Annotated in this window: 14 protein-coding genes; 11 read left to right on the top strand and 3 right to left on the bottom strand. The window is 71.4% G+C overall.

Going from position 1 to position 16857, the window contains the following annotated elements; all coding sequences use genetic code 11:
* Positions 1-6: 6 nt before the first annotated feature.
* Complete coding sequence (locus tag AMK27_RS29180; RefSeq protein ID WP_073914686.1) at positions 7-1236, bottom strand: DUF349 domain-containing protein; 1230 nt, start codon at positions 1234-1236, stop codon at positions 7-9.
* 200 nt (positions 1237-1436) lie between these two features.
* Positions 1437-2240, bottom strand: coding sequence for a peptidylprolyl isomerase (locus AMK27_RS29175; RefSeq protein WP_073914683.1), 804 nt, complete (start codon positions 2238-2240; stop codon positions 1437-1439).
* A 172-nt stretch (positions 2241-2412) separates the two neighbouring features.
* Between AMK27_RS29175 and AMK27_RS29170 the strand changes: the two genes are divergently transcribed.
* The 6 genes from AMK27_RS29170 (at position 2413) to rpsD (ending at position 8391) form a co-directional block, all read left to right on the top strand.
* Positions 2413-3120 carry an MBL fold metallo-hydrolase gene (locus AMK27_RS29170; protein ID WP_073914680.1) on the top strand — a complete coding sequence of 236 codons (708 nt, stop codon included), beginning with the start codon at positions 2413-2415 and terminating at the stop codon, positions 3118-3120.
* Between the two features lie 10 nt (positions 3121-3130).
* Positions 3131-4393 carry a histidine--tRNA ligase gene (hisS, locus tag AMK27_RS29165; RefSeq protein ID WP_073914677.1) on the top strand — a complete coding sequence of 421 codons (1263 nt, stop codon included), beginning with the start codon at positions 3131-3133 and terminating at the stop codon, positions 4391-4393.
* Positions 4394-4591: 198 nt separating this feature from the next.
* Entirely contained in the window at positions 4592-5215 is a 624-nt protein-coding gene (locus AMK27_RS29160) for a vitamin K epoxide reductase family protein (RefSeq protein WP_073914674.1), read from the top strand.
* Between the two features lie 85 nt (positions 5216-5300).
* Positions 5301-6653 carry a replication-associated recombination protein A gene (locus AMK27_RS29155; RefSeq protein ID WP_073914671.1) on the top strand — a complete coding sequence of 451 codons (1353 nt, stop codon included), beginning with the start codon at positions 5301-5303 and terminating at the stop codon, positions 6651-6653.
* A gap of 47 nt (positions 6654-6700) precedes the next feature.
* Entirely contained in the window at positions 6701-7420 is a 720-nt protein-coding gene (locus AMK27_RS29150) for an HNH endonuclease family protein (protein ID WP_079188631.1), read from the top strand.
* Between the two features lie 356 nt (positions 7421-7776).
* Entirely contained in the window at positions 7777-8391 is a 615-nt protein-coding gene (rpsD, locus tag AMK27_RS29145) for a 30S ribosomal protein S4 (protein ID WP_024758279.1), read from the top strand.
* A 49-nt stretch (positions 8392-8440) separates the two neighbouring features.
* On the opposite strand, the gene AMK27_RS29140 is transcribed toward rpsD, so the two are convergent.
* The gene (locus AMK27_RS29140; protein WP_198955953.1) at positions 8441-10819 is read right to left on the bottom strand and encodes an ATP-binding protein; all 2379 of its coding nucleotides are present in this window, start codon (positions 10817-10819) and stop codon (positions 8441-8443) included.
* A 159-nt stretch (positions 10820-10978) separates the two neighbouring features.
* Between AMK27_RS29140 and AMK27_RS29135 the strand changes: the two genes are divergently transcribed.
* From AMK27_RS29135 to mltG, 5 genes are all read left to right on the top strand, one after another.
* A complete protein-coding gene (locus AMK27_RS29135) occupies positions 10979-11425 on the top strand; it encodes a DUF948 domain-containing protein (protein WP_073914666.1) in 447 nt (148 codons plus the stop codon).
* A 6-nt stretch (positions 11426-11431) separates the two neighbouring features.
* Positions 11432-11788, top strand: a complete 357-nt coding sequence (locus AMK27_RS29130; protein ID WP_073914662.1) for a DUF6167 family protein — start codon at positions 11432-11434, stop codon at positions 11786-11788.
* On the top strand, positions 11788-14457 hold the full coding sequence (gene alaS / locus AMK27_RS29125; protein WP_073914657.1) for an alanine--tRNA ligase: 2670 nt from the start codon (positions 11788-11790) through the stop codon (positions 14455-14457). Before AMK27_RS29130 ends, alaS begins: the two co-directional genes overlap by 1 nt.
* Positions 14458-14459: 2 nt before the next feature.
* Entirely contained in the window at positions 14460-14924 is a 465-nt protein-coding gene (gene ruvX, locus AMK27_RS29120; RefSeq protein ID WP_073914653.1) for a Holliday junction resolvase RuvX, read from the top strand.
* A gap of 102 nt (positions 14925-15026) precedes the next feature.
* Complete coding sequence (gene mltG, locus AMK27_RS29110) at positions 15027-16856, top strand: endolytic transglycosylase MltG (RefSeq protein WP_073914649.1); 1830 nt, start codon at positions 15027-15029, stop codon at positions 16854-16856.
* Position 16857: the final 1 nt, after the last annotated feature.

Here is a 16857-nt window from a genome sequence, read left to right as displayed (position 1 = left end):
CCGGGTTCAGCCGCCGAACTCCTCCAGGCCCTTCATCGCCTGGTCGAGCAGGGCCTGGCGGCCCTCCAGCTCACGGGAGAGCTTGTCGGCCTTGGCGTCGTTGCCGGCGGCGCGGGCCGCGTCGATCTGCTTGCGCAGCTTCTCGACCGCGTCCTGGAGCTGACCGGTCAGACCCGCGGCACGCGCGCGTGCCTCCGGGTTCGTCCGGCGCCACTCGGTCTCCTCGGCCTCCTGGATGGCCCGCTCCACCGTGTGCATCCGGCCCTCGACCTTGGGACGGGCGTCCCGCGGGACGTGGCCGACGGCCTCCCACCGCTCGTTGAGGGAGCGGAAGGCGGCACGCGCCGCCTTCAGGTCCGACACCGGCAGCAGCTTCTCGGCCTCGGTCGCGAGCTCCTCCTTGAGCTTGAGGTTCTCGGTCTGCTCCGCGTCCCGCTCGGCGAAGACCTCGCCGCGCGCCGCGAAGAAGACGTCCTGGGCGCCGCGGAAGCGGTTCCACAGGTCGTCCTCGTGCTCGCGCTGGGCGCGGCCGGCCGCCTTCCACTCCGTCATCAGGTCGCGGTAGCGGGCCGCCGTGGTGCCCCAGTCGGTGGAGTTCGACAGCGACTCCGCCTCGGCGACCAGGCGCTCCTTGGCCTTGCGGGCGTCCTCGCGCTGGGCGTCGAGCGAGGCGAAGTGGGCCTTGCGGCGCTTCGAGAACGCCGAGCGGGCGTGCGAGAAGCGGTGCCACAGCTCGTCGTCGGACTTGCGGTCGAGCCGGGGCAGGCCCTTCCAGGTGTCCACGAGCGCGCGCAGCCGCTCGCCCGCGGAGCGCCACTGCTCGCTCTGGGCCAGCTCCTCGGCCTCGGTGACGAGCTTATCCTTGGCGGAGCGCGCCTCGTCGGTCTGCTTGGCCTTCTGGGCCTTGCGCTCCTCGCGGCGCGAGTCGACCGTCCCGACGAGCTTGTCGAGACGGGTCGCGAGCGCGGCCAGGTCGCCGACGGCGTGGTGCTCGTCGATCTGCTGGCGGATGTGCTCGATCGCCGCGGTGGCGTCCTTCGCCGAGAGGTCGGTGGTCTTCACCCGCTTCTCGAGGAGGCCGATCTCGACCACCAAGCCCTCGTACTTGCGCTCGAAGTAGGCCAGAGCCTCCTCAGGGGTGCCGGCCTGCCACGATCCGACGACCTTCTCGCCTTCGGCCGTCCGCACGTACACGGTGCCCGTCTCGTCGACGCGGCCCCACGGGTCGCTGCTCACAGCGCCTCCTCACCATGATGCCGTCGCGGGGTCGTACCCCCCGGGCATCGTCCACAGTTTCCCGGCGGGCCTCGCCCGCCTTCCGCAGCGCGGCCGACGGCCCAACGCTGCACAACGCCAATCTAGGCGAACGGCGGCCCGGCTGTCCGCACTCAGCGCGACCGAGATTCGGCGGTCACGCGTGCGTGCGGACCCCCGGCTCACTTCTTCGCGACGGTCGCCTTCTCGATGGTGACGGCCTTCTTCGGGGCGCCGTCGCCGGCGCCGCCCGCGACTCCGGCCTCGGCGACGTCCTCGACCACCTGGAGGCCGGCCGCGTCGATCTTCCCGAACGGCGTGTAGCTCGGCGGCAGCTTGGTGTCCTTGTAGACGAGGAAGAACTGCGAGCCGCCGCTGCCCGGCTGCCCGGTGTTCGCCATCGCCACGGTGCCCGCGGGGTAGGTGACCGAGCCGTCCGCGCCCGCCTTGCCCAGGGCGTCCAGGTTCTCGTCCGGGATGGTGTAGCCCGGACCGCCGGTGCCGTCGCCCTTGGGGTCGCCGCACTGGAGCACGAAGATGCCGCTGGTGGTGAGGCGGTGGCACTTCGTCCCGTCGAAGTACTTCTTCCCGGCGAGGTGCGAGAAGGAGTTCACCGTGCGCGGGGTCTTCGCCGCGTCCATGGTGATCGTGATGTCGCCCTCGTTCGTCTTGAGCGCCATGGCGTACGTGGCCTTGGCGTCCACCGACATCTTCGGTTCGGCGCTCGCCGACTCGCTCTGCGAGGGCGCCGGGCTGCTGGGCGAGCTGCTCGCCGAGTTGTCGGAGCCCGCGTTGTCCTTGGTGTCGTCGCCCGTCAGGGCCACGGAGGCGTACACCGCGGCGCCCGCCGCGAGGACCACCGCGAGGGCGGCCGCGACGACGGTGTTGCGGCGCTTCGCCTTGCGCCGGTTCTCCTCCCGCCGCTGCTGCTGCCGCGCGTACTTCTCCCTGGCAAGCTGCCGCCGCCGCTGATCGCTGGTGACCACCGGTTCCGCTCCTGTCGCTCGTGTGTTCCTGTCCTGGCCGGGTGTGCCCGTACCGTATACGGGTTGGCTGTGGAACCGGCACCGCCGGTAGGCTCTGATCTGCCGTATTCCGCGTTTTCCGCGGGTTCCGCGAATTCCGCGCCCCCGTGCCGGACGACAACTAAGGACGAACGTGCTGATTGCCGGGTTCCCCGCCGGGGCCTGGGGGACCAACTGCTATCTGGTCGCCCCCGCCGCAGGCGAGGAGTGCGTGATCATCGACCCGGGCCACCAGGCCGCCGAGGGTGTCGAGGAGACGCTGAAGAAGCATCGGCTCAAGCCCGTCGCCGTCGTCCTCACCCATGGACACATCGACCACGTCGCCTCCGTCGTCCCGGTGTGCGGCGCCCATGACGTCCCCGCGTGGATCCACCCGTCCGACCGCTACATGATGAGCGACCCGGAGAAGGCCCTCGGCCGCTCCATCGGGATGCCCCTCATGGGCGAGCTGACCGTGGGAGAGCCCGACGACGTGCGAGAACTGACGGACGGCGCCGAGCTGAAGCTGGCCGGTCTGGACTTCTCCGTCGCCCACGCGCCCGGTCATACCAAGGGGTCGGTGACCTTCAGGATGCCGGAGACCACGGAGATCCCCTCCGTGTTCTTCTCCGGGGACCTGCTGTTCGCCGGCTCCGTCGGACGCACCGACCTCCCCGGCGGTGACATGGACGAGATGCTCGCTTCGCTGGCCCGTGTGTGCCTGCCGCTCGACAACTCGACCGTGGTGCTGTCGGGGCACGGTCCCCAGACGACCATCGGCCAGGAGCGCGCCACGAACCCCTATCTGCGGGACGTGGCCGACGGCCTCGGGAGCGCGAAGGCTCCCCGACGAGGAATGTGACGAGACTTTCGTGAGCACCTTTCAGGCCCCCAAGGGCACGTACGACCTGATCCCGCCCCGCTCCGCCACCTTCCTGGCGGTCCGGGACGCGATCTCCACGCCGCTGAGGAACTCCGGCTACGGCTACATCGAGACGCCCGGTTTCGAGAACGTCGAGCTGTTCTCCCGCGGTGTCGGCGAGTCCACCGACATCGTGACCAAGGAGATGTACACCCTCACCACGAAGGGCAACGACCACCTCGCCCTCCGTCCCGAGGGCACCGCGTCCGTCCTGCGGGCGGCGCTCCAGGCCAACCTGCACAAGCAGGGCAACCTGCCGGTGAAGCTCTGGTACTCCGGCTCGTACTACCGCTACGAGCGGGCCCAGGCCGGCCGCTACCGCCACTTCTCCCAGGTGGGCGCCGAGGCGATCGGCGCCGAGGACCCGGCGCTCGACGCCGAGCTGATCATCCTGGCCGACCAGGCGTACCGCTCGCTGGGGCTGCGCAACTTCCGCATCCTGCTCAACTCGCTGGGCGACAAGGAGTGCCGTCCCGTCTACCGCGAGGCGCTCCAAAGCTTCCTGCGCGGGCTGGACCTCGACGAGGAGACCCTGCGCCGCGCCGAGATCAACCCGCTGCGCGTCCTCGACGACAAGCGCGAGTCCGTGCAGAAGCAGCTCGTCGGCGCCCCGCTGCTCGGCGACTACCTGTGCGACGCGTGCAAGGCGTACCACGAGGAGGTGCGCGCCCTGGTCACCGCGGCGGGCGTGGAGTTCGAGGACGACGCCAAGCTGGTGCGCGGCCTGGACTACTACACCCGCACGACCTTCGAGTTCGTCCACGGCGGGCTCGGCTCGCAGTCGGCGGTCGGCGGCGGCGGCCGCTACGACGGCCTCTCCGAGATGATCGGCGGCCCCGCGCTGCCGTCCGTCGGCTGGGCGCTCGGGGTGGACCGCACGGTCCTCGCCCTGGAGGCGGAGGGCATCGAGCTCGACCTCCCCGCCGTCACCAGCGTCTTCGCCGTGGCCATCGGCGAGGAGGCGCGGCGGACCCTCTTCGGCAAGGTCACCGAGCTGCGCCGGGAGGGCGTCTCCGCGGACTTCTCGTTCGGCGGGAAGGGCCTCAAGGGCGCGATGAAGGACGCCAACCGCTCCGGCGCCCGGCTCGCGGTCGTCGCCGGTGAGCGTGACCTCGCCGAGGGCGTCGTGCAGCTCAAGGACATGGAGTCCGGCGAGCAGCAGGCGGTCGCCGTGGACGCGCTGCTCGACGCGGTACGGGCCAAGCTGGCCTGACGGACGTACCGGCGAGCCCGACGGGCTCGCCGGGCAAGGGGCCCGGGCCCCTTGCCTTCGTCGGCCCTTGCCGGCCCTTGGCCGCACTTGTTTTCGTTCTTATGTTCGCTTCACTTATCCCCGGCGAACGGTGGGCGCGCTGCCCCGTACGGCAGAATGGCCGTGCCCACAAGGCTCGCGAGCGAGGGAACAGGCGACATGACGAAGGCAGCGGTGGACGAAGCCGCGTCCGGCCGGCAGGACGGCACCATCGGGGCGAGCAGGGCCTTCGCCTGGATGCTCGTGATCACCGGAGCGGCCGGGGTGCTCGCTGCCTGGGTCATCACGATCGACAAGTTCAAGCTCCTGGAGGACCCGAACTTCGTCCCCGGGTGCAGCCTCAACCCGATCGTCTCCTGCGGCAACATCATGAAGAGCGAGCAGGCCTCGGTCTTCGGCTTCCCGAACCCGATGCTCGGCCTGGTCACGTACGCCATGGTGATCGCCATCGGCCTCGCCCTGCTCGCCGGGGCCCGCTACCGCCGCTGGTACTGGCTCGGCCTCAACGCCGGCACCCTGTTCGGCGTCGGGTTCTGCACCTGGCTGATGTACCAGTCGCTGTACGAGATCAACTCGCTGTGCCTGTGGTGCTGCCTGGCCTGGGTCGCCACCATCGTCATGTTCTGGTACGTGACCTCGCAGAACGTCCGCAGCGGCGTCATCCCCGCCCCCCGCGGCCTCAGGACCTTCTTCGACGAGTTCACCTGGGTCCTCCCCGTCCTGCACATCGGGATCATCGGCATGCTGATCCTGACCCGCTGGTGGGACTTCTGGACCGGCTGACCGCCCGCCCCCGGACCGGCTGACCGCCCGCCGGGCCCAGTCGGCGGGGACCGCGCTGTCGGTGGCGTGTCCTAGGCTTCATGACGTGGAGCCCGACCTCTTTACCGCAGCAGCCGAAGACCGCCAGGAGAAGGACCCCGCCAGCAGCCCGCTGGCCGTCCGGATGCGCCCGCGCACCCTCGACGAGGTGGTGGGGCAGAAGCACCTGCTCAAGCCCGGCTCGCCGCTGCGCCGCCTCGTGGGCGACGGCGACGGCGGCCCCGCGGGCGCCTCCTCCGTGATCCTCTGGGGCCCGCCCGGCATCGGGAAGACGACCCTGGCGTACGTGGTCTCCAAGGCCACGAACAAGCGGTTCGTGGAGCTCTCGGCGATCACCGCGGGCGTCAAGGAGGTCCGCGCCGTCATCGACGGAGCCCGCCGCGCGGTCGGCGGCTACGGCAAGGAGACCGTCCTCTTCCTCGACGAGATCCACCGCTTCTCCAAGGCCCAGCAGGACTCGCTGCTGCCCGCCGTCGAGAACCGCTGGGTGACGCTCATCGCCGCCACCACCGAGAACCCGTACTTCTCGATTATCTCCCCGCTCCTCTCCCGCTCCCTGCTCCTCACCCTGGAGCCGCTGACCGACGACGACCTGCGCGGCCTGATGGCCCGGGCGCTCACCGGCGAGCGCGGACTCGGCGGGGCGGTGACCCTCCCCGAGGACGCCGAGGCCCACCTCCTCCGGGTCGCCGGCGGCGACGCCCGGCGCGCCCTGACCGCCCTGGAGGCCGCCGCGGGCGCGGCCATCGCCAAGGGCGAGCCGGAGATCACCCTGGAGACGGTCGAGGAGACCGTCGACCGCGCGGCCGTCAAGTACGACCGGGACGGCGACCAGCACTACGACGTGGCCAGCGCGCTCATCAAGTCGATCCGCGGCTCGGACGTGGACGCGGCCCTGCACTACCTGGCCCGGATGATCGAGGCGGGGGAGGACCCCCGGTTCATCGCCCGGCGCCTCATGATCTCCGCGAGCGAGGACATCGGACTCGCCGACCCGAACGCGCTGCCGATCGCCGTCGCCGCCGCGCAGGCCGTCGCCATGATCGGCTTCCCCGAGGCGGCGCTCACCCTGAGCCACGCGACCATCGCCCTGGCCCTGGCCCCCAAGTCGAACGCGGCGACCACCGCGATCGGCGCCGCCCTGGCGGACGTGCGCAACGGCCTCGCGGGATCGGTCCCGGCCCATCTGCGCGACGGCCACTACAAGGGCGCGGCCAAGCTCGGCCACGCCCAGGGCTACGTCTACCCCCATGACGTCCCGGGCGGCATCGCGGCCCAGCAGTACGCCCCGGACACGATCCACGGCCGCCAGTACTACGAACCGACGCGCTACGGCGCGGAGGCGCGGTACGCGGACGTGGTGGAGCGGGTGAGGACCCGCCTGAAGGGCGACGAGTAGGCGCGCCCTTCGCCCGGACCACCACCTCGGGGACCTAGCCTCGCCCCATGATCCGTACAGCAGGCGTGCTGGTCCTGGCGGTGAGCGCCGCCGCGTGCGCACCCGGCCGAGCGGCGGAGACCGGGCCGTTGCGGACCGGGCCGAAGGAGACCGGGACCACGGCCTCCGCCCGCCCGCTCGTCTCCCCGGGCTTCCCGCCCACCCCGGCACAGGCGAGGACTCAGCTGGCCGGCCTCCGGGTCGCCTGGGGCGAGAACTGGCAGGCGTACGAGCGCGCGAAGTTCGGGAACGGCTGGTCCGACGCGACCGACGCCCCCGGCGGGCGCAACGGCTGCGACACCCGGGACGACGTGCTGCACCGGGACCTCGACGACGTCCGGCTCGGCGACCGGAACCCGTGCGTCGTCCTCTCCGGCGTCCTGCACGACCCGTACACCGGCAAGGCACTGCCCTACTCGTACCGCAGGGCCTCGCAGATCCAGACCGACCACGTCGTCGCGCTCGGCGCGGCCTGGCGCGCCGGCGCCTGGGCGTGGACCCCCGAGCGGCGGCTGACGTACGCCAACGACCTGGACGTGCTGCTCGCCACCGACAAGCAGACGAACCAGGACAAGAGCAGCAGGACCCCGGACAAGTGGCGGCCGCCGCGGAGCGCGTACTGGTGCGAGTACGGCCGGCGCTGGACCGGGATCAAGGCCAAGTACGGTCTCACGGTGTCCCCGCCGGAGAGGAAGGCGGTCCAGGAGCTCCTGGACACCTGCCGCTGAGGCCGCGGGACCGCGTGCGAGGGAGTCCCGCGGAGCCGGTACACTGGTCCGGATTGCTGCGTCCCGTGTCCGGCTCCGGTCGGCACCACCAGAACGGGACAGTCAGCCGGAGACCCGGCCCTCGGGCGGGGTTTCCAGGAGCGTCGCGCACCTTCGAAGGTGTCGCGTGCCACCCACCACCACCCGGGCTTCCGGGAGCGGCGGTGGGTCGTTCGCGTGCTGCACGTATGTGCCCAGACCTGGGAGCGGCTGCCCGGCACGGTCCGTCCTGTACGGACCCGACGGGTTTCCCGGCTGCGGATGCGACCTCCCCTAACCCTGGTGAAGCCGTTTCGTACCAGTAGAGAGGTTGGTTCATGCCGAACCAGTCCCGTCCCAAGGTCAAGAAGTCGCGTGCCCTCGGCATCGCGCTGACCCCGAAGGCTGTCAAGTACTTCGAGGCCCGCCCCTACCCGCCGGGCGAGCACGGCCGTGGCCGCAAGCAGAACTCGGACTACAAGGTCCGTCTGCTCGAGAAGCAGCGTCTGCGCGCCCAGTACGACATCAGCGAGCGCCAGATGGCGCGCGCCTACGACCGCGCCAAGAAGGCCGAAGGCAAGACGGGCGAGGCGCTGGTCGTCGAGCTCGAGCGTCGCCTCGACGCCCTGGTCCTGCGTTCGGGCATCGCCCGCACCATCTACCAGGCCCGCCAGATGGTCGTCCACGGCCACATCCAGGTCAACGGCGGCAAGGTCGACAAGCCGTCGTTCCGCGTCCGTCCCGACGACGTCGTGATGGTCCGCGAGCGCAGCCGCACCAAGCCGCTGTTCGAGGTCGCCCGTGAGGGTGGCTTCGCCGCCGACGGTGAGACCCCGCGCTACCTGCAGGTCAACCTGAAGGCCCTGGCCTTCCGCCTCGACCGCGACCCGAACCGCAAGGAGATCCCGGTCATCTGCGACGAGCAGCTGGTCGTCGAGTACTACGCCCGCTGATCCGGGCCCCCGGCGCAGGCCGGGGGACGTAGTACCACCTCCGCGGTGTTCAGCCCGCCGCTTCCCCGCCCTTGCCGGTGGGGGAGCCGGCGGGCTTCCGCGTTCCCGGGACCGCCGCGCCGGCCGTACGGAACGGACGCGGCGCGGACTCCTCCGCCGGGACGCCGACGGCCGGACTCCGGCCCGCCGCGAGCGCGCGCTCCACCGCCTCCGCGGCCGAGAGCCCCTGGCCGGCCCGGAACGCGGCGCCGTACGCGTCCGCGCCGAGCACCTCCTCGGCCCGCCGCTCGCACAGCGCCCTCGGCACGCCGAACGCCTCCGAGCCGAAGAGCCGGACCCCCACCGTGTCCCACACCGGGACCGCCGCCCCCTGCAGGACCGCGGCCTCCGCCGCGTCGCCCTCGCTCACCGTCACCAGGGCCAGCAGCTCGATCGCCAGGACGAGGCCGACCAGGTCGCGGAAGCTGTCGTTGATCGACACGCACTCGGTGAGCAGCTCCCGCGCCTCCCCGAACGCGCCCCGGGCCCACGCCAGATACCCCAGCACATAGAGGGCGTACGCCCTCGCCCAGAGCTCGCCCCGCTCCTCGCAGACCTCCCTGACCTCCCGGGAGAGGGCACCCGCCCCCTCCTGGTCACCCAGGAAGGCCCGCGCCATCGCCAGCTCGATCTGCGCCATCAGCACATTGCTGTTCAGCTCACCGAGCTCCCGGTACGCCTCCAGCGCCCGCCCGATCAGCTCCTCGGCCCGCGGCATGTCGTCCGTGAGCAGCGCGAGACAGCCCATCCGGTGCGTCGCGTACGCCTCCGCCAGCGCGTTCCGCGAGGACCTGGCCCGCTCCCCGCACTCGTGGAGCGCCGCCACCGCCGCCGTGCCGTCGCCCTGCAGCACCGTCACGTACCCGAGCACCCACAGCGCCTTGAGCCGCGCCTCCTCGCGGCCGGACTCGAGCGCCAGGGCCCGGTCCAGCCAGTGCCGGCCCTCCGAGAGGCGCCCGCAGCCCACCCACGCGAACCAGAGCGTCCCCGCCAGGTGCTGGGCGAGATGCGCGTCCTCCGGCAGCTCCAGGCAGAGTTCGAGGGCCGCCCGCAGATGCGGCAGCGCCGCCTCCGTCAGCGCCGCCACCTCGGGCTGGCGCGGGCTGAACCACTCCAGCTCGCACCAGGTGGCCAGGCCCATGTACCAGTCGCGGTGCCGCCGCCGCATCCGCTCCGTGTCGTCGAGCGCCGCCAGCCACTCGGCCCCGTACGCCGAGACCGTGTCGAGCATCCGGTACGCGGGACCGGCCGGGGTGTCCTCCCGGGTGAGCAGCGACTGCGCGAGCAGCCCGCCGAGCAGGTCCAGGATCCGCTCCGGCGGCAGCTCCGGGCCCCCGCAGACGTACTCCACCGCCTCCAGGTCGAACGGACCGGGGAACACGGAGAGCCGCGCCCAGAGCAGCCGCTCCTCCGGAGTGCACAGCTCATGGCTCCAGCCGATGGCCGTGCGCAGCGTCTGATGGCGGGGGAGGGCGCCGCGCGCGCCGTCCGTGAGGAGCCGGAAGCGGTCGTCGAGGCGGTACAGCATCTGCTCGACGGAGAGCAGAGGCAGTCGCCCGGCCGCCAGTTCGAGGGCGAGCGGAATCCCGTCGAGGCGCCGGCACAGCTCCCGCACGGCGTCCCGTCCGCCGCCCCGGGCCGGGCCTCCGGCCGGAACTCCCGGGACGCCGGGCCGGGCCGCGGCCGCGCCCGGGCGGACGGGCGCGCCCGCCGGAGTCGGAACACGGTGGACGGCACCGACGGCACCGACGCCACCCGAGCCCCCGGCTCCGGTCCCGCCCGATCCGCCCGCTCCGGTGCTGTCCCCGGCTCCGCCCGCGCCTCCGCCCCCGGACTCCGCCCCCGGCCACGGCAGGCTCGGCGCGCCCGCCTCCGCCGCCCGCTCCGCGAGCAGCGTCATCGCGTCCGCCTCGCCCAGCGGAGCCAGCGGGAACACCACCTCGCCCGCCACCCGCAGGGCCCGGCGGCCGCTCGCTAGGACGGTGAGCCCGGGCGCGTGCTCCAGGAGTTCCCGCACCAGCGGCGCGCAGTGCTCCACGAGGTGCTCGAAACCGTCGACGACCAGCAGCGTCCGCCGTTCGGCGAGGTGTTCGACGAGCACCTCGCGCGGGGGCCGGGGCGTGTGGTCGGTCAGGTCGAGCGCCTCGACCAGGGCGTACTCGATCAGCTCCGGATCGCGCAGCGGCGCGAGCCCGGCGAGCCGTACCCCGTCGCTGTAGCGTTTCTGCGCGCCCGCGGCAGCCCTCAGGGCGAGCCGGGTCTTGCCGACCCCGCCCACCCCCACGACCGTGACCAGGCGGGACGTGTCGAGGAGCGCCGCCAGTGCGGCCTGCTCGGTGGTCCTTCCGACGAACCGGTTGAGCTCCGCCGGTAGATTGCTCCGTCGCATGGGACACGGAGCGTACTCACCCCCGCGCGCTCCGTACAATCGGTTCCGGTAACTCCCGCCCCACAGGCGGTAATGCGGGTGCGGGGCGACAGCCCGGGCGCGATAGGCTCGGGGAACGACTTTTCGTAAGGCCCCAACGACAGCAGAGAGCGGTGCAGAGTGACCGGTGGAGAGGTTGCCGGGATCCTGGTGGCCGTCTTCTGGGCGATCCTGGTCTCCTTCCTCGCCGTGGTTCTGGTGAGGCTGGCGCAGACGCTCAGGGCGACCACCCGGATGGTGGCGGACGTGACCGAGCAGGCCGTGCCCCTGCTGGCCGACGCCTCCGCGACCGTCCGCTCGGCCCAGACCCAGCTCGACCGGGTCGACGCCATCGCGTCGGACGTCCAGGAGGTCACCTCCAACGCCTCCGCGCTCTCCTCCACCGTCGCCTCCACCTTCGGCGGCCCGCTCGTCAAGGTCGCGGCCTTCGGCTACGGGGTGCGCAAGGCGCTCGGACGCGGCGGGGAGGGCGGGGCCGGCACGGACGCGCCGCGGACCTCCTCGCGCCGCACTGTGATCGTCGGCCGTACGGTGCCGTCCTCGCGACGCCGGAAGCAGAAGGGCTGAGCCGCGATGTTCCGCCGCACGTTCTGGTTCACGGCCGGCGCTGCCGCCGGCGTGTGGGCCACCGCCAAGGTCAACCGGAAGCTGAAGCAGCTGACCCCCGAGAGCCTCGCCTCCCAGGCGGCGAACAAGGCGATCGAGACCGGCCACCGCCTCAAGGACTTCGCCCTCGACGTGAGGGCGGGCATGGTCCAGCGGGAGGCCGAACTGGAGGAGGCGCTCGGCCTCGACGCACCCGTCGAGCCGGGCCCGGACCGGGCCCGGGAGCTTCCTGAGCCGCGCCGCCGGGGGGCGCTCGGCCCCACCCCGCACCCGACCACGTATTCCACTCCCACGATCTCGTACAACCGGAATGAGGACCACTGATGGAGTCGGCTGAAATCCGCCGCCGCTGGCTGAGCTTCTTCGAGGAGCGCGGGCACACCGTCGTCCCTTCGGCGTCGCTCATCGCGGACGACCCGACTCTGCTGCTCGTCCCCGCCGGCATGGTGCCCTTCAAGCCCTACTTCCTGGGCGAGGTCAAGCCGCCGTTCACGCGCGCGTCGAGCGTGCAGAAGTGCGTGCGCACGCCGGACATCGAAGAGGTCGGCAAGACCACCCGCCACGGCACGTTCTTCCAGATGTGCGGCAACTTCTCCTTCGGCGACTACTTCAAGGAAGGCGCCATCAAGCTCGCCTGGGAGCTGCTGACCACCCCGGTGGAGCACGGCGGCTACGGGCTGGAGCCGGAGAAGCTCTGGATCACCGTCTACCAGGAGGACGACGAGGCCGAGCAGATCTGGCGCGACGTCGTCGGCGTCCCCGCCGAGCGCATCCAGCGCCTCGGCAAGAAGGACAACTACTGGTCGATGGGCGTCCCCGGCCCCTGCGGCCCGTGCTCCGAGATCAACTACGACCGCGGCCCCGAGTTCGGCGTCGAGGGCGGCCCGGCCGTCAACGACGAGCGGTACGTGGAGATCTGGAACCTGGTCTTCATGCAGTACGAGCGCGGCGAGGGCACCGGGAAGGACGACTTCCCGATCCTCGGCGAGCTGCCGTCGAAGAACATCGACACGGGCCTCGGTCTCGAGCGCCTGGCGATGATCCTCCAGGGCGTCCAGAACATGTACGAGACGGACACCCTCCAGGTCGTCATCGACAAGGCCACCGAGCTCACCGGCGTCGCCTACGGCAAGGCCCACGACAGCGACGTCTCGCTGCGCGTGGTCGCCGACCACATGCGGACCTCCGTCATGCTCATCGGCGACGGCGTCACCCCGGGCAACGAGGGCCGCGGCTACGTGCTGCGCCGCATCATGCGCCGCGCCGTCCGCAACATGCGCCTGCTCGGCGCCACCGGTCCGGTCGTCCAGGACCTCGTCGACACCGTGATCGACACGATGGGCGAGCAGTACCCGGAGCTGGTCACCGACCGCAAGCGGATCGAGACCGTCGCCCTCGCCGAAGAGGCCGCCTTCCTCAAGGCCCTCAAGGGCGGCACCAACATCCTCGACACCGCCGTCACCGAGACGAAGGCCGCCGGCGGCACGATCCTCTCCGGCGACAAGGCGTTCCTGCTCCACGACACCTGGGGCTTCCCGATCGACCTCACCCTCGAGATGGCCTCCGAGCAGGGCCTCTCCGTGGACGAGGACGGCTTCCGCCGCCTGATGAAGGAGCAGCGGGACCGCGCCAAGGCCGACGCCAAGGCGAAGAAGACCGGCCACGCCGACATGACCTCGTACCGGGAGATCGCCGACAGCAACGGCGCCACCGAGTTCACCGGCTACACCAACACCGAGGGCGAGAGCACCGTCGTCGGCCTCCTGGTCAACGGCGTCTCCTCGCCGGCCGCCTCCGAGGGCGACGAGGTCGAGGTCGTCCTCGACCGGACCCCGTTCTACGCCGAGGGCGGCGGCCAGATCGCCGACCAGGGCCGGATCAAGCTGCACAGCGGCGCGGTCATCGAGATCCGTGACGTCCAGCAGCCCGTGCCGGGTGTCTCCGTGCACAAGGGTTCCGTGCAGGTCGGCGAGGTGACCGTGGGCGCCACCGCCTACGCCACCATCGACGTGCGCCGCCGCCGGGCCATCGCCCGCGCCCACTCGGCCACCCACCTCACCCACCAGGCGCTGCGCGACGCCCTCGGCCCGACGGCCGCCCAGGCCGGTTCCGAGAACCAGCCCGGCCGCTTCCGCTTCGACTTCGGTTCGCCGAACGCCGTCCCCGGCGCCGTCCTCACCGACGTCGAGCAGAAGATCAACGAGGTCCTCTCGCGCGAGCTGGAGGTCCACGCCGAGGTCATGCCGATCAACGAGGCCAAGCGCCAGGGCGCCATCGCCGAGTTCGGCGAGAAGTACGGCGAGCAGGTCCGCGTCGTCACCATCGGCGACTTCTCCAAGGAGCTGTGCGGCGGTACGCACGTCGGCAACACCGCCCAGCTGGGTCTGGTGAAGCTGCTCGGCGAGTCGTCCATCGGCTCCGGCGTGCGCCGCATCGAGGCCCTCGTGGGTGTCGACGCGTACAACTTCCTCGCCCGCGAGCACACGGTCGTCGCCCAGCTCCAGGAGCTGGTCAAGGGCCGTCCGGAGGAGCTTCCCGAGAAGATCTCCGCCATGCTCGGCAAGCTGAAGGACGCCGAGAAGGAGATCGAGAAGTTCCGCGCGGAGAAGGTCCTCCAGGCCGCCGCCGGTCTCGTCGACTCCGCCCAGGACATCCGCGGCCTCGCCCTCGTCACCGGCCAGGTCCAGGACGGCACCGGTGCCGACGACCTGCGCAAGCTGGTCCTCGACATCCGCGGCCGCTTCCCGTCCGACCGCCCGGCCGTCGTCGCCCTGTTCACCACGGCCAACGGCAAGCCGCTCACCGTCATCGCCACCAACGAGGCCGCCCGCGAGCGCGGTCTCAAGGCCGGCGAGCTGGTCCGCACGGCCGCCAAGACCCTCGGTGGCGGTGGCGGCGGCAAGCCGGACGTCGCCCAGGGCGGTGGTACGAACCCGCAGGCCGTCGGCGAGGCCATCGCCGCCGTCGAGCGTCTCGTGGTGGAGACGGCGTGACGATGCGTCGCGGCCGCCGTCTCGCGGTCGATGTCGGGGACGCCCGGATCGGGGTCGCCTCGTGCGACCCCGACGGGGTCCTCGCCACGCCGGTGGAGACCGTGCCGGGACGTGACGTCCCGGCCGCCCACCGGCGGCTCCGCCAGATCGTCGAGGAGTACGAGCCGATCGAGGTCGTCGTGGGCCTGCCCCGCTCGCTCAGCGGACGGGAGGGCCCGGCCGCGACCAAGGTCCGTGCCTTCGCGGGGGAGATGGCCAAGGGCATCGCCCCGGTGCCGGTCCGGCTGGTGGACGAGCGGATGACCACGGTCACCGCGACCCAGGGGCTGCGGGCCTCCGGTGTGAAGGCCAAGAAGGGGCGGTCCGTCATCGATCAGGCCGCCGCTGTGATCATCCTTCAGAACGCTCTTGAGTCCGAACGGGTATCAGGTAATCCGCCCGGTGAGGGCGTCGAAGTGGTCATCTGATCGCGATACGGTAACGTTCCGCGCGATGCGGCGGTGTTCGAACAGCTGCCGCACTACGTAGAGGCGGATCGTCCGGAAGCCTCGCGGCTGTTTTGGGGATCGATGACTGAGTATGGCCGGAGCCCCGGCTCCGAACCGTGGCACCCCGGGGACCCGTTGTACGGGGACCAGGGGTGGGAGGGCCAGCAGCAGCACTACCCGCACCCGCAGCAGGCAAACCAGTACGGCCAGGGCGCTCACGGCTACCAGGACCCGTACGGGCAGGGCGGCCAGACCGGTCAGGTCCCGCAGGCGTACGAAGGCGACCCGTACCAGCAGAACCACCAGCAGCAGCATGCGCAGCAGTACCAGCAGCAGCCGCAGGGGTACGTCGATCCGCAGGCGCAGTACCAGCAGCAGGCTCAGCAGCACGCTGCGCATCAGCAGCAGTACCAGCAGGCTTACGAACAGCAGCACCAGCAGCCGCAGCAGTACGGGACGGGGTACCAGGACCAGGGTCAGGGCGGGTACGACACGCCCGGGCACCTCGGACAGCAGTACGACGGCAACTGGGAGACGGGCCAGGCGGCGATGCCGTACGGCGGTCCTCCGGCCGATCCGTACGGCGGCCAGAACCCCGACCTGTACGGCACCCCCGAGGCGTACCCCCCGCCCCAGCCCCCCGGCCGCCGGCAGAACCCGCCGGAGCCGGTGATCGACTGGGCTCCGGAGGAGGAGGCCCAGCCGGAGCCGGAGGAGGAGAAGCACCCCTTCTTCACCGGCGAGGAGGACCCGGACGACGACGCGTACGACGAGGAGCCGGGCCGCGGCCGGGGCTCCCGCGGCGGCGACCGCGAACGCCGGAGCAAGGCGAACAAGCGCAAGGGCAAGAACGGCGTGGCCTGCCTCGTCGTCGCCCTCGTCCTCGCGGGCGGCGTCGGCGGCGTCGGCTACTTCGGCTACCAGTTCTGGCAGGGCCAGTTCGGCGCGGCGGAGGACTACGCGGGCACGGGCTCGGGCGACGTCCAGGTCGAGATCCCGAAGGGCGCGCTGGGCAACGAGATCGGCAACATCCTCAAGAAGGCGGGCGTCGTCAAGAGCGTCGACGCCTTCGTCTCGGCGCAAGGGCGCAACTCCAAGGGCCTCTCCATCCAGGCGGGCGTGTACACGCTGAAGAAGGAGATGTCGGCCGAGAACGCGGTGAAGATGATGCTCGACCCGGCCAGCCAGGCCAACCTCGTCATTCCCGAGGGCAAGCGCAACGCCTGGGTGTACGACCAGCTCGACAAGCGCCTCGACCTCAAGCCGGGCACCGCCAAGGAGGTCGCCCGCGCCAAGGCGGACAGCCTCGGACTGCCCGACTGGGCCAAGAAGCACCCCGACATCAAGGACCCGCTGGAAGGGTTCCTCTACCCGGCGAGCTACCCGGTGGCCAAGAGCAGCAAGCCGGAGGACGCGCTCCGCAAGATGGTCGCGCGCGCCAACCAGGAGTACGCGAAGCTCGACCTGGCGGCGAAGGCCAAGGGCCTCGGCGTCGAGGGGCCGTGGGAACTCCTCACGGTGGCCAGCCTGGTCCAGGCGGAGGGCAAGACGCACGACGACTTCCGCAAGATGGCCGAGGTCATCTACAACCGCCTGGCGCCGGACAACCGCGAGACGTTCCAGCTGCTGCAGTTCGACTCGACCCTCAACTACCTGAAGGGTCAGTCGGAGATCAAGATCTCCGAGAAGGAGGCGAACAGCAACACCGACCCGTACAACACGTACAAGCACAAGGGCCTGCCGCCCGGTCCGATCAGCAACCCGGGCAACGACGCCCTCGCCGCCATGCTCGACCCGACGAAGGACGGCTGGATCTACTTCGTCGCCACCGACGGCATGAGCAAGACCGAATTCGCCAAGACGCTCGTCGAGCACCAGAAGCTCGTCGACAAGTTCAACGCGGGGAACTGAA

The organism is Streptomyces sp. CB02009 (assembly GCF_001905825.1).
Lineage (GTDB): Bacteria > Actinomycetota > Actinomycetes > Streptomycetales > Streptomycetaceae > Streptomyces.
Note: the sequence above shows the minus strand (reverse complement) of the source record. Positions and strands in the feature narration are given on the sequence as shown.